Genomic DNA, 13,675 nt, shown 5'->3' on the forward strand with positions numbered 1-13,675 from the left:
TTGATGGACCTGAATCCGGGCCACGCAGCGAACCCCAAATCGAGCCCTGCAGTTAATCCCGACGCCAACTTCGAAGCCATCCCCGGGCTGGAGGCCCTGATGGATGCCGCGTGGCCCGCCGCCGACCGGGAAGAGTCCGGCGGCTGGGTGCTGCGGGCCGCCTCCGGCGTGACGCAGCGGGCGAACTCGGTCTGGGTGCGGGACCCCGGCGTTGAAGTTGACCCGCACCGGCAGCTGGCGGCGCTCCGGGAAGCGCGGCTCTGGTACCGGAACCGCCGGCTGCCGCTGATCTTCCAGATCTTCGACGGCCCGGGCCATGCACCACTGCATGCTGTGCTCGACGAAGAAGGATTCACCCGGCAGTCCGAAACCCTGGTCCTGGTCCGTCGGGACGGGGACGAACCCGGAGCAGCACCCGCCTCAGAACCCGGACCAGCCGATCCTGCCGTGGAAGTCTCGGCCACTCCGTCGGCTGAATGGCTGGAGCTGTGGTGGAGCGTCGACGGCCGTGGCGGAGCGGCCGAGCTCGCCGTGGCCCGCCGCATCCTCGAGGGCTGCCCGGCCCTGTACGCCCTGGTGCGCGACGACGGCGGTGCGCCCGCCGCCGTCGCCCGGCTGGCATTGCCGGACACGGGCCCCACGGGTCCGCGCTGGGGTGGCCTGTACTGCATGGCGACCCGTCCGGATGCCCGGCGCCGGGGCTACGGTGGCCGGATAGTCCGGGCCCTGCTGCGCGAGGGCGGCGCCCGCGGCGTTACGGTGTACTGGCTGTTGGTGATGGCGTCGAACGACGGAGCCCGGGAACTGTACGCCCACACCGGCTTCCGCGAGGCCGGCCGGTACCTCTACCGGCAGGAAAAGCCGAAGCGGCACCTGACCGGCTGCTAACCGGGCCGGCCGGCAGCCGTCAGGTTCCCGTTCCGGGCCGGCCTGTCCCGAGGCTGCGCGCGAGCTGCCGGMGGAGGCGCATGCGGCCGCSGSCGAACCCCAAGCCGCCGTTCGCGGCCGGTGCTGCRCCGGGTGCAGGCGCCGGCSTGGCCGAGTAKACGATCCTCGAGTGGTACAAATACCGCACCACAAACGCCGCCACGAGCGTCGCAGCCTGCGCCAGGACGGCGTCGATGACCAGGACGTTGACGGCAAGCATCAGTACGGGAAGCCGGGCCAGGGCCTCCAGGTTGTTAAACCAGAACGACTGGGCAAACCGGGTCCGAAACCCGTTGGCCTTCTGCGGCAGGGTGCCGAAGACAATGTTTTCCTGCATCAGGAAGTTCGAGACAATCGTCAGCTCCGCGGCAACGATGGCCGCCGCGACGAAGTTGGTGCCGGTGGAGAGCAGGAACGCCATGATCAAAAGATTCAGCACGGCGCCCACAGCCCCCACCCCGGCGAACAGCATGGCCGTTCCCGCGCGCAGCTCGCCGAGCTGCCGGAGGAAACGCAGTCCCTGGCCTACGCCCGCCTTGGACCTGCCCGCGGTCCTCGGCCCGGGCGTAAACGGAACCTCGGACACCGTGAGGTGGTGCCGGGCGAGGATTTCCAGCAGGATCTTGAACCCGCTGGGACGCAGCGCGCTGCACTCGATGGCGGAGCGCCGCAGGCCAAAGTACCCCGTCATGGGGTCCGAACAGCCCCGCAGGCGCAGCGGAAACAGAGCCAGCGTGATGCGCGTGGCCCCGACGGAGACAACCCGGCGGGACCAGGTGGCCGCGCCGCCGCCGCCGTCGTTACCGCCGTCGTCCTTACCGCCGTCGGCGGGTCTAGCGCCGTCGTTACCGCCGTCGTCGTATGTGCCGCGGGCGCCGTAGCGCGAGGCGACAACGACGTCGGCGTCGTTGCCTTCAAGCTTCGCAAGCAGGACGGGGATGAGCTCGGGTGGATGTTGGAGATCGCCGCTCATCACCATGCAGAACTCGGCGGCACTGGAACGCACGCCGTCCACGACGGCGCCGCTCAGGCCACCGGTGGGGGCCTCGCGGTGAATCACCCGGATGCGCATGGGCTGCGATGCCGCGGCGGCCGCAATGACTTCCGGGGTGTTGTCCGTTGAGTCGTCAACGAACACGAGCTCTGCGTCGATGTCGCGGCAGGCCTCGGCGGCCCGGCCGATTAATTGCTGGACGTTCGGGGCCTCATTGCGGGTGGGGACGATGACTGAAAGCTTCATGGCTGCCGTCCTGTTGGTCTGCGTCCTAGGTGGACGGGGGACTGATGACGCGGTGTACGCTCCATTCGCCGAAGGTCTGGACCTGCTCGGAGTTCTGCAGGGCCATCTTCACCCGGGTCAGCCCCAGGGAATCGATGTTGGCGGTGACGGACGGGCCCACGATGATCCAGCGGATTTCCTTCCACCCGCCTGGCCGTTCGATCTCGAACTGCTTGTCGAGGTCGGGTTTCTCCGTGGCGATCATGGTCCATGCGTTGTTCCAGCCGCTGGAATTCAGGTCGTGCCACATGGAATAGGGGGCGAGGACGACGTCGCTGCGTGAGACGTTCTGCTGGACCCAGGTCATGGTGCTGCGCCAGTTGGAGTTGGTCTCGGCGGTGAGGAGCGTTCTGTCCTGCTCAAACCACTGCGGCAGGGACATCAGGAGCAGTGATGCCGAGAGGACGGCGACGAACCCCGCCCGCAGGGGCCGGGCCAGGCGCTGCGCGCGGTGCACGAGTCTTTCCACGCCGCTCCAGGCGATGTCCACGGCCGACCCGCATGCCAGCRCCAGGAACGGGATCACGCCGATGATGTACATCGCGGGGAGATAGCCCTGGCCCAGCACGATCGGGGTGGCGAAGGAGGCAATGGCGATAAACAGGATCCGGGACCGCTTGCGCAGCAGGCAGACGACAGCGGCGGCCAGCCCGGCGGCGATGAGGTACTTATCAAAGTAGAGCCAGCCTGAGAGCAGCTCCGCGCGGCTGGAACCGGCCTGGAAGATGGTGCCGGAGCCGGACCGGTTCAGGAGCTGGTAGGCGAGGGCGTCCTGGAGCGAGACGTGATCGGGTCCCGAGAGCAGCTCATTGCGAAGCAGCGCCGACAGCGGGTAGAAGGCCAGCAGCAGTCCGCCGGCGGTGAGGAAGCCAACCACCGAAAATGACCTGTTGCTCCATTTGGGCCGGTAGATCAGGGCGAGCAGCAGGGCGGGGCCAAAGATGGACAGGGTCTCCTTGGAGAGGACCGCGATCGCGAAGCAGAGCCCGGCGCCCACGTGGTGCCACAGCGCGTCCCGCGATGACAGTGCAAGGTAGAAGGCCAGCAGGAGCCAGGGCACGCCGATGTTGTCGAGGTAGATCTGCCGCCCGAGCACGAGCGAGAGTGGTGACAGGATAAAGAGCACTGTGGTCAGTGCGGCGAATGGAATCCTCAGGTTCATGCGGCGGGACACCATGTAGAGCAGCACTGCGCTGGCCACGAAGTACACCGAAATGACGTACCTGGTGGCGCCGATGGTGGTGCCGTCGCCGAGCCTGAGGAGACCTGGAAGCCAGTTCAGCGCCGCGATCTGGATCCAGCCCAGCGGCGGGTGGTCGTACCAGTACGTGTACGGGGCAAGGGAGCCGGAGTGCACGGCGAAGGCCTGGGAGGTGTAGGTGCCCTCGTCGTCCTGGTAGCTTGGCGCCCCATCGAGATTCCACAGGCTGAGTACGGCCGCGGTGACGGTGAGCGCAGCCAGGGCAATCCGGTCCCACAGCGGGAGGTACCTCACGTTGAACGGAGCGCCATGCGCCGTGCCGCGGTGTTTGGGGGTCCGTACGGCCGAAGTATCCGACTGGCCGGCCGATGCCGGTGGCGCTGTGGGTGCTGTGCGTGGACCAGGTTTCAGTTCCGTGGCTGCCATGACTGCCTCCTAGGGGCTGTTGAAACGAAAGTGTTTGCTACTGCCGGGCCGGCTCGGCGGCACCGGGGAGGAGGTAGGCCAAGTGGGATCCGGAATGATCGGTCTTTTCCCAGGCAAAGTCGCGCCGCACGAACTTGAACAGGGCCCGCAGGGCGGCGAAGGCCAGGACCATCTGGTACAGGGGAGTGCCGGCAATCAGCCGGAAGTAGTCGTACCAGCTGATGGCGAACTTATGGTCGCGGCCGAATTCGTGGAGCATGCAGACGTCGAACGCGACCGTCACGAGCGTGGGAATCAGCGGAAGGAATGTGACCAGCGTGACCACCAGGGGGAACTTGCCCCAGATCGCGGCGGCGATTGCGAGGGGGATGCAGACCCCGGCCAGCGCCATGAAATGCTGCTGCATCAGTGTCCACCAGGCGATGGTCCGCATCCGCCGGGACGGCAGGGCCTTCCAGTCGCCCTTGGCGAAGACCTGCATGAAGCCGAGGGACCAGCGGGTGCGCTGCCGGATCAGCCCGGAAAGGCTGTCCGGCGTTTCCTCACGCGTGACCAGCTGGGGCGAGTAAGCGACGACGATCTTCCTGCGAAGTGTGGACAGGCGCACCCCGAGATCGCAGTCCTCGGCGAGGCAGGAGCCGTCCCAGCCGCCCACGGCCGTGAGCAGTTCACGCTTGATGAACACGGTGTTCCCGCCGAGGGGAATGAATCCCTGCCGGGAATGGGCGTGCAGCCTGGACCGGAACCAGGTGAAGTACTCCAGGCAGTTCCGCAGTGAGTACCACGTGTCCTTGTAGTTGATCAGCTGCACGGCGCCCTGGACGACGTCGGCGTTCTTGGTGGTGAAGACACTGTCGATATGGGCCAGCAACTCCTCGGCGGCGATCGACTCGGCATCGAAGACTCCAACCACGCTGTTGCGGCACATCGACAGCGCCTTGTTCAACTGCCGCGGCTTGTTCTTCTTCTCGCTGACGTCGACGCTGATCCGCACGAACTCCGGAAACTCCCGCGCAAGCTTGTGCGCGATCCCCACCGTCTCGGTGTCGTCATGTCCGACCGAGATGATGATCTCCTTGCTGGAATGCGTCTGTGCCAGGAGCGCTGCCAGCGTGGCACGCATGACGTCTTCGCGTTCGTTGCGGCACGGCATGATCAGGGAAAACGAATACCCCTCTGTCGACTGAAGGCCGGAGTAGGAGGTCCTGACCTGCGTCTGGGGGTCCCACCACGCGTAGGTGTTCAGGTAGAGGGTGGACACAGCGATGGCAAAGAGCGCCATGGCGATGATGAGGACCAGGGCGCTGGCCAGCAACGTAGCGGACATGTCGGAGCTCCAATGGGTGGGCGGACGCAGGGGATCGCCTAAGCGGGCGGGATCCCCAGTCGGGTGGATAGTCAGCCGGGTAGATAGTCAGCCGGACCGTGGGAGCGTCCGGGATCTGGCGGGCGGTTAGTCGGCCGCGCCACAGGCGACGCCGTCATGGTTGGCGTCGAGCCTTTGCGGATCTACATGCGCTTTGCGCACTGGCAGTCCGCCCTTGAAGTAAGTACGGACCTCGGTGCAGGTCCAGGAATGTGGCATGGACCCGGGATCGAGGCCCGCGTCTTTCATCTCCTTCAGATGCCGGCTCATGCTCGGCGGAATGGCGGGAAGGCACTGTCCGTCGGCGCCGTACTGGGGGAGACAGCCGCCCAGGGATACGCTCGCGCCGGACAGCACCGCCGCCGGGTCAACGGGGCCCCGCTGCTTGAGGCCCGTGGAATTGCCGCCCTCCGGCGACGTGGCGGCCGAACCGGTTTGTGTCCGCGCCGCCTCCGCCAGGGAGACTTCCGGTGTGTCGCCCGCTGCCGCGGACGCCTGGTTCGCAGGAGCCGGCATGGGCCCAAGCTGCGGCGCTTTGCTTGAGCCGGCGGCGTCTTTGGGGGAGTCCTTTGTGGCGTCCTTTGTAGCGGATTGCCCCGGCCGGGCGCTTGCGTACCCGGCGGCCTGTTCGGCGGCCGATGGCCCTTGGCTCACGCGCGGACCGGCGTTGACGGCGCTGACAGTGGCGATCGCGGACATCCCGCCCCACACCATGGCCGCCGTCGCTGCCAGGCCCGCCGCTGTGAGGGCGACGACGAGGCGTGCCCCGCGTCCTCCCCGTGCTGAGCCTGCCGTGGCCTCGGTGACGCGTTTCATGAAACCCACACCCAACGGGCGACGCTCGGGATTCCGTCGGCGGACAAGACAGTGAGCATGTACGGCCCTGGCGGCACGAGATTGTGATTGCTGGGAATTTGGGCGGTGCGGTTCGCACCTGTGCCCGCCAGGGGCAGATCCACGACGCGCGCGTTGGTGTCTGTCTGATGCGTCTGGGACATTGGCGGTATGAGGGAGGCGGCCGTGACATTGCCCGTGACACCGATCTGCACATTCTGGCCGTAGCCAATCTGGCTGGGGGCCGCGGTGATGGTGGGACGGGCACCCTTGAACAGGTAGGGGGGACTGTAGACCGAGATCCTGGCCTCGAAGGAATTATCCAGCGGATTGGAGCCCAGGACCGCCACACGGCCGTCCGGCAGAAGGATGGATGTCGAGTGGTAGTTCCGGCCAACAGGATCCGCCGCCACAGTCTTCCAGGAGTTCGTCGACGGCGTGTAGATGGCCGCGGTCTGAATGTTCCCCGAACGGTTCAGCTGTGCGCCGTTGGCGGCCAGCACGGTACGGTCGGGAAGGTTGAGGACGTTGACGTACATCTTGCCGGGTCCGGGGAGGTCCGGTCCGGGCACGTAGTGCGGACTGGGCTGCTTGAGGTCAATGAGGTCCACGAGGTTGATGCCGGGCGTGTTGCCGTCGGCGTTGCCGCCGCCCACGATCATGAGTTTCTGGTCCTGGACCGGACCAATGAACACGGAGCCGGCCTGGTCCCTGAGATCCTTTTGCCGCAGCCCGGGAACGTCCCAGATCTGCGCGGTGGTCCAGTCGTAGATCGACGATCCCGTCCCCGGCAGTCCGTTGCCGAAAGTGTGGGCACCGGAGTAGAACATCCTGCCGTTTTCGAGCAGGAACATGTGCGGGTAGGTGCCCCAGAAGCTCCACGTCTGCGGCACCTGGTTCTGCGGCAGCCACCTCATGGCCGAGGTGTCGAACATCTCGGTCAACACGGTGCCCTGGGCCTTTTCATCGAGCCCGCCGGCGGACCAGATATCGCCATTGCCCAGCTTCGTCAGCGACGGATACCAGTGCGCGCCGGCCATGTCGGAGAGCGGATGGAAGGTGTCGTCAGCGGGGTCGAAGTAGTAGCTCTTCTTGGATCCCTGGAAGGTCGTGGGCCCCGCGTTGGAGGTGGGGTACGCCTGGGTACCGCCGGCCAGGAGGACTTTCCCGTCCGGCAGGGTCACGTGTCCGGCACAAAACATGTCGTAGGGCACGGGGATGTCTTTGAAAACGTTGGTGGTGGGCGACCAGACCACGGCCCGGAAGGTGCCCGCGTTAAAGTTCGGCTCGTTGTTGCCCGAACCGGCGATCAGCAGCACGCGTCCGTCGTGGAGCAGGGTCGAGTGAAGCGCCCGGATGGGCAGCTGCGAGGAAAGGGTCTCCCAGGATCCGACGGCGTCCGGGCCGCCGGTAGGGGGCGGTCCTGCTGCGTCGTATTTGACCAGCGAGTAGTGAGCGGTCGAGACCGTGCCGTTGCCTGCGATGGATACCCCGAAGGAAATCCGGTCGACGCCGCTGGGGATCGCAGGCGTTCGCGCCTGTCCCGTGGTCCAGCCGGAGGCGGGCGGCAGTTCCTTGAGGTCGGTCCAGTACTGCCAGCCGGCGGCGGTGTGGCTGAAGACAGTCAGGCCGGAGGGGCCCGCCGCGGTGGACTTGTAGTCGACTTTTAGGTCGTATTGTTCCCCTGGCGTGACGGCGGGTGCGCAACCCGGCGCGTCCGACTGGATTAGTTTTGCGTCCCCGGACTGATAATTCGTGACATTAATGGCGAAGGACCTGGTTCCGGCGGATGAATTTGGCGGAACATCATTTGAGAGTGAGGTCGCTATTTGTCGGTTTCCCCAGCCGGCGAGCATAAAACAATCCGGTGTTGGGGTGCCGTCGGCGAGATTTCCATTTATTATCAATTCGCTGGTGTTTTGTGTCGGTGCAGGAATTTCAGTCAGGGAATAGTCGTCCGTGGCCAGGGTTCCGTCGGTTCCAAGTGAAAGCCCGAAACTTATGTAGTCCGTTCCGTCCGGGATTGCGGGTGTTGGGGCAGCGGCCAGCGTCCAGTCCGTTGCCGGTGCCTGTTGCGCGATGTCGCCCCAGTAGCTCCATCCCTGGGCGGAATGACGGAACAGCGTGAGTGACGCGGGTGCCGTGGACTTGTACCAGAGCTGAATGGTGTAGCCGTGGCCCGCGACCACGGAGGGAGCGCACTGGGCACTTTCCTCCTGGAGCAGCTTCCGGTCGCCTGCAGTGTGGCCCTGGAGCGTGACAGAGGCCGCCCGGCCGCCGAGCCGCCCGGCGACGAAATTCCAGTTCCCTTCAGTTCCCCAGCCGGCCCGCTTGAAGCAAGTCGCGTCCACGGTACCCTCCTCCAGAGACGGGTTCTTCACGAGGTTGACGGCGTCTGCCGCCACGGCAACGGCGCCCACTAAGAAGTTCAGGGGAATAAGGAGCGCCAGGATGAGTGCAATGAATCGCCGGGGGCTTTTTTGGTTATCCACCGTCGGTCGCATTCTGTGCGTTGCATATTCTTCTGTTGCCGATGCGGGTTGCGGCGGGTGGTGATTCCGTATTTGTCATTCTGGGAACCGGTTGGTCAATGTTGCACATTGAATTCCCCAATAGCGATTGATGTCAGTGGCAAGGGATGTGCCCGAGTCTATGGGCGGCAAAAAGCAGGGGAAACGAGTAGGAATTACTCGAATTCCCGAGGCGCCGGACAGCGGCGGGTACTCAGGTGGTGGCGGCCGAAGCTGCTGAACTACTTGGATATTTTGTGGAGGCCAAGGTCAGCGGCCGGTCCGGCTGGCCGGCGTCCGGAAGGCGTTGGCGGGCAGCGCAACGGCGGGGAACGGCCGGGGCGCAGCAAAACGGCGGGAACGCAGCGAAAATGGCAGAAACTGCGGCAAAGTGTCGGTTTCCGTCAGCGCGGGAACCGGGAGGCGACGCGGATCTCGGGGCCGGAGGCCCTCCATTGGCGGTGGGGGCGGTCTGTCTCGATGTGGCCAGCGGCGTTCTCGAGACATGATCGTCTGTGTGTCTGTGTAAGCGGTGTTGGGGGACGACGGCGGTGAGCCCGCCGCCGTCGGACGGACAAACAGCCAGTCGCGGAGTTGCCCCGCATCCTGACCAACTCAAAAGTGTCATAGCCTCCTGCGATGCTTTGGGTATGGAAAGCGCAACAGCGCAGAGTGCAGGAAGCAGGAGCGCAGAAACCTGCAGTTCGGCAACGTGCAGTGCGGAAACCTGCAGTGCGGAAACCTGCAGTGCGGAAACCTGCAGCGCGGAAAGCTGGAGCGGGGAACTTCGGGAGGCCGTGGAGGCCGTCGCCGCATCTGCCGCGGCGTGTATTGCCCTCGCGGGCGACGAGGCTGACCGCACTGTTCATGCCCGCACGGTTTCGGCCCGCACAGTTCAGTCCGGCGCGGACGAGTTGCGCAGCGCGGATCCGTTGCGTTGTATGGCGGATGCTTGCCTGAACGGGCTGGCCGAGGTAGCCCGGCTGGAGGCCCGGACGGCCGCGCTGAAGGCGAAGCTGGCCGCCGGCTATGCCCGGGCCGCCGGGGCACTGGTCTCGCCGGAGGCATCCCCGCAGGACCGTGCCGCGCAGGCCATGGCGCTGGTCGCCGAGGTCGGCTGTGTCCTGACAGTCAGCGAACGAACCGCCGGCGCACTGCTCTCGGATGCCGTGGCGTTGACTACGGCGCTGCCGCTGACCCTGGCCGCCCTGCAGGCCGGGACGATCTCATGGCAACACGCCCGGATCATCGTCGAGGAAACCGCCGGCCTGGAGGGGGCCGGGGCGGCCGGGCTGGAGGCGCATTTCCTGGATCCCGCCGCGCCGAACCCCGCCCGCGGGTGCCGGGCCGGGGACCTCGTGGCGTCAAGGTTCCGGGCCAAGGCCCGCGCCTGGCGCGAACGCCACCACCCGGTCAGCATCGAGAAACGCCACGCCAGGTGCGCCGCGGACCGACGGATCGATTTCCTCCCGGACCGGGACGGCATGGCGTGGCTCTCCGCCTACCTCCCGGCCGATACCGCCGCAGGAATCTGGGAACGGACCACTGCCGCGGCCCGCGCCCTCCAGGGCCCGGCCGAGACCCGGGACCTCGGCCAGCTCCGCGCCGACGTTGCCGCCACCTGGCTCCTCACCGGCACCCGCACCCGCACCGGCACCCAGGGTGGAACGGCCGCCGGCGGTCCCGGCGCGTGCGGGGGCGTTCCGTCCCCGCGGGCGCAGGTCCTGATCACAGTCCCCGTCCTGGCGCTGCTGGGGGCCACCGAGGAACCCGCCGTCCTGGACGGCTACGGGCCGATCCCGCCGTCCATGGCCCGCCGACTGGCCGGCGAAAGCGCCGGATCGTTCTACCGGGTCCTGACCGACCCCCGTGACGGCGCCCCGCTGGAAATCGGACGGACGAGCTACCGTCTGACCAAGGCCCAGCGCCGCTGGCTGCGCCTCCGTGACGGCAAGTGCCCCTTCCCCGGCTGCAGCAACCAGTCCCTGGACAACGAGGCAGACCACCTCTTGGCCTGGGCCGAGGGCGGCACCACCGGCATCTCCAACCTGGGCCAGCCCTGCCCGAAACACCACCGCCTTAAACACGGCTCCGCCTGGACACCAACCGGAGCCGGCAAGGACAACCCTCCAGGGTGGACATCACCGTCCGGCCGGCATTACCCCAGCGAGCACCAGGATTGGGAACCACCCCTGTGGCCTGAGTCCTGGCCCGAACACGTCCTGACCGCGGACGCAATCGCCGACCACCACCTGCCCACCGATCCAGGACACCAGCCGGATCCGGCGCTCACCGGGGACCCCGGCCCGGACCCGGGCCCGGACTCCTGCCCTGACCCCGGCGACGATTTAAGCCTGGAACTGCCCCCGGATCCGTTCCCGGACTGGCATGAAATTACCGCCGCGTGTTCAACGCCAGTGGCAGATACGACCGATCCGTGGCGGCCAGTGCCACCCGATGACCCGTTCCCGGAGAGTTTCCTGCTCCAATGCGCCTGATCGACCCGTTGCGTGCCCACCATTCCAGTGGCGGCCGGCCCCGAACGTAACGGGTGACGGCAGGGCGGGAACCACGCAGCGGGGACAGCTACTCCGGGTCGGTCACGAGGATCCGCACCGAACACAGGTCCGTGGCGGCCTTCTTCAAGATGGTGGCACGCGGGTCCGGGACGTCCAGGAACGCCAGCCGTGTTAGTCCGGCGTAGCGTTTCAGCACGGGCTCGGCGAGCACTTGCTCGGCCAGTGTCCGGTCGCCGCCCGGTGCCAGGTATTCGACCCGGTGCTCGGCGAAGATCCTTGCGGCGTGCTCGGCGACCGCTTCGACGAGGGCATCGGCCTGGTTGGCGCGCCGTCGGGCAAAGCGCTGTTGGGACCAGCCGCCGGCCGCCGTCCGGGACTGAACGTGGCGCGTGCCGGTCTTGGACGCCAGTACAGTGCCGCCACTGACCACAGCCACCGAATATCCGCCGCGGCGGACCAGTACGGCACCGAGGCTCCGCGGCTGGCCGGCCAGGGAGGCCAGCCGGGATACGGCGTCGCGGCCGCTCCCGGGCCGGCCGTCCACGGGCCAGGGCGCCCGCAGCACGGCCACAGCGCCGTCCGCGGCGCGCAGCTCCAGTCCGGCGTCGGTCTCCTCCTCGCTGAGTGCGCCGTGGCTCGCGGTGAAGCGGTCCACCCAGCCCGGCAGCCGGGCTCCGGAGACAAAGGCCACACGGGTCTCGGGGCTGGGCATGGCAGGGCTCTTTCGTTGCAGGGTCAGGTGCGGGTTTAGTTTGCGGGGTCAGGTGCCGGTTCAGATGAGCGGCGAGATGAGGGGGTCGGCGCGGGGCGAGGGGTGCCACGTGCGTGATGGAGGAGTGACAGGACGGGCAGGAACTAGAAGTAGCCTATCTATGTGGATGATCTCTTTGGCGCAGGGCGGGACAACGCCGACGGAAGCGACGACGCCGGCGGGGACGACAACGGCGACGCGGAGGAATCCGGGCGAGCCGGGTCGGCACCGCGATCCGGCGCCGGGGTGGCCTCGCCGCGCAGCCCGCTCGCCGTCCGGATGCGGCCGCGCACCCTGGATGACGTAGTGGGCCAGCAGCACCTGCTCGGCCAGGGCTCACCGTTGCGCCAACTGGCCGCCGGCTCCAACGCGACCGGCCCCGCCGGACCGAGTTCGGTTATCCTCTGGGGTCCGCCGGGCACCGGCAAGACCACCCTTGCCCACGTGATTGCCAAGGGACCCGGCCGGAAATTCGTCGAACTCTCCGCAATCACCGCCGGCGTCAAGGATGTCCGCCGCGTGATGGATGAGGCCCTGACTGCGCGCGACCTCTACAAGACCACCACCGTGCTCTTCCTCGATGAGATCCACCGCTTCAACAAGGCACAGCAGGACGCGCTGCTTCCCGGCGTCGAGAACCGCTGGGTGGTGCTGGTGGCTGCCACCACCGAAAACCCTTCGTTCTCGGTCGTGTCCCCGCTGCTGTCCCGCTCGCTGCTGCTGACCCTCAAACCGCTCACCGACGCCGACGTCGAGGGCCTGCTGCAGCGCGCCGTTGCTGATGTCCGCGGACTGAACGGCAAAGCCGTCCTCAGCGCCGAGGCACTGGCCCACCTGGTCCGGCTCTCCGGCGGCGACGCCCGGCGGGCCCTGACCGCACTCGAGGCGGCCGCCGGCGTCGCCTTTGGTGACGCTGACGACGCCGACGCGGTCGTCAATGACACTGCGGATAAGGACACAGGGAGTACCGACGCAGCCGACAGTGACACAGCCGGCGCGGGAGCGGCGGAGCCCGTCACGATCCAGCTGCGGCACACGGAGCGGGCCCTGGACGTCGCGTCCGTTCGCTACGACCGGGCCGGGGACCAGCACTACGACGTCGCCAGCGCGTTCATCAAGTCGATCCGGGGCTCCGACGTCGACGCCTCGCTGCACTATCTCGCCCGGATGCTGGAAGCGGGGGAGGACCCGCGGTTCGTGGCCCGCCGGATCGTGATCTCGGCGGCCGAGGACGTCGGCATGGCGGACCCGACGGCGCTGCAGACCGCCGTCGCGGCGGCCCAGGCCGTCCAGCTGATCGGAATGCCGGAAGGCCGCATCGTCCTGGCCGAGGCAGTGGTGCACCTGGCCACCGCGCCGAAGTCCAATGCCGCGTACATGGGCCTCAACCAGGCGATCGCCGACGTCCGCGCCGGCCTCGGCAACGGCATACCGGCCCACCTGCGCGACGCCCACTATCCTGGCTCAAAACAGCTCGGTCACGGCAAGGGCTACAAGTACGCCCACGACGCACCGCATGCCGTGGCCACGCAGCAGTATCCGCCGGATGACCTTGTCGGACGTAACTACTACGTCCCCACCGCCAACGGAGCCGAACGGGACATCGCCACGCGGCTCGAGCGGCTCCGGAAGATCATTCGCGGCACGTGAACGGCACCACGGTTCTCGGCTGGTTTGTGGCTGGTTCGCGGCTGGCCCCCCGCTGGCCTGCGGTTGTTCCGCCGCGCCCATGCGGCGCCGGAAACCGCCGTTGACATAGGGGCCAAGAGGTCTAACGTGGAATTACGTCAGCATTGATCTGCTGACTACCTGTGCGGCGCAGGGGACAGCGCGGCTATCGTCGCCGGCTTGATACGCGGACC

Annotated in this window: 9 protein-coding genes; 3 read left to right on the top strand and 6 right to left on the bottom strand. The window is 67.3% G+C overall.

What is annotated here, in order from left to right; translation table 11 throughout:
• The first annotated feature begins 3 nt into the window (after positions 1-3).
• The gene (locus tag AC1DEY_RS08280; RefSeq protein WP_476867534.1) at positions 4-888 is read left to right on the top strand and encodes a GNAT family N-acetyltransferase; all 885 of its coding nucleotides are present in this window, start codon (positions 4-6) and stop codon (positions 886-888) included.
• Between the two features lie 19 nt (positions 889-907).
• Here AC1DEY_RS08280 and AC1DEY_RS08285 read toward each other — a convergent pair whose 3' ends face one another.
• The 5 genes from AC1DEY_RS08285 to AC1DEY_RS08305 form a co-directional block, all read right to left on the bottom strand.
• Entirely contained in the window at positions 908-2,167 is a 1,260-nt protein-coding gene (locus AC1DEY_RS08285; protein ID WP_476867535.1) for a glycosyltransferase, read from the bottom strand.
• 25 nt (positions 2,168-2,192) lie between these two features.
• Positions 2,193-3,833 carry an ArnT family glycosyltransferase gene (locus AC1DEY_RS08290; RefSeq protein WP_476867536.1) on the bottom strand — a complete coding sequence of 547 codons (1,641 nt, stop codon included), beginning with the start codon at positions 3,831-3,833 and terminating at the stop codon, positions 2,193-2,195.
• Between the two features lie 37 nt (positions 3,834-3,870).
• Complete coding sequence (locus AC1DEY_RS08295) at positions 3,871-5,160, bottom strand: glycosyltransferase (RefSeq protein WP_476867537.1); 1,290 nt, start codon at positions 5,158-5,160, stop codon at positions 3,871-3,873.
• 126 nt (positions 5,161-5,286) lie between these two features.
• Entirely contained in the window at positions 5,287-6,015 is a 729-nt protein-coding gene (locus AC1DEY_RS08300) for a hypothetical protein (protein ID WP_476867538.1), read from the bottom strand.
• Positions 6,012-8,525: a galactose oxidase-like domain-containing protein gene (locus AC1DEY_RS08305; RefSeq protein ID WP_476867539.1), complete on the bottom strand. Its 2,514-nt coding sequence runs from the start codon at positions 8,523-8,525 to the stop codon at positions 6,012-6,014. The genes AC1DEY_RS08300 and AC1DEY_RS08305 overlap by 4 nt, the downstream gene beginning before the upstream one ends.
• 815 nt (positions 8,526-9,340) lie before the next feature.
• Between AC1DEY_RS08305 and AC1DEY_RS08310 the strand changes: the two genes are divergently transcribed.
• Positions 9,341-11,041, top strand: a complete 1,701-nt coding sequence (locus AC1DEY_RS08310) for an HNH endonuclease signature motif containing protein (RefSeq protein ID WP_476867540.1) — start codon at positions 9,341-9,343, stop codon at positions 11,039-11,041.
• Between the two features lie 88 nt (positions 11,042-11,129).
• Here AC1DEY_RS08310 and AC1DEY_RS08315 read toward each other — a convergent pair whose 3' ends face one another.
• On the bottom strand, positions 11,130-11,774 hold the full coding sequence (locus AC1DEY_RS08315) for an acVLRF1 family peptidyl-tRNA hydrolase (RefSeq protein ID WP_476867541.1): 645 nt from the start codon (positions 11,772-11,774) through the stop codon (positions 11,130-11,132).
• A gap of 162 nt (positions 11,775-11,936) precedes the next feature.
• Here AC1DEY_RS08315 and AC1DEY_RS08320 point away from each other — a divergent pair, with 162 nt between their 5' ends.
• Positions 11,937-13,463: a replication-associated recombination protein A gene (locus AC1DEY_RS08320; RefSeq protein ID WP_476867542.1), complete on the top strand. Its 1,527-nt coding sequence runs from the start codon at positions 11,937-11,939 to the stop codon at positions 13,461-13,463.
• Positions 13,464-13,675 lie beyond the last annotated feature (212 nt).

This window comes from Arthrobacter sp. 05T47 (assembly GCF_056395825.1).

Bases quoted from the DNA above. Each gene is read 5' to 3' on its own strand.
- AC1DEY_RS08280 (WP_476867534.1), top strand. From the start codon at position 4: ATGGACCTGAATCCGGGCCACGCAGCGAACCCCAAATCGAGCCCTGCA.
- AC1DEY_RS08295 (WP_476867537.1), bottom strand. From the start codon at position 5,160: ATGTCCGCTACGTTGCTGGCCAGCGCCCTGGTCCTCATCATCGCCATG.
- AC1DEY_RS08300 (WP_476867538.1), bottom strand. From the start codon at position 6,015: ATGAAACGCGTCACCGAGGCCACGGCAGGCTCAGCACGGGGAGGACGC.
- AC1DEY_RS08315 (WP_476867541.1), bottom strand. From the start codon at position 11,774: ATGCCCAGCCCCGAGACCCGTGTGGCCTTTGTCTCCGGAGCCCGGCTG.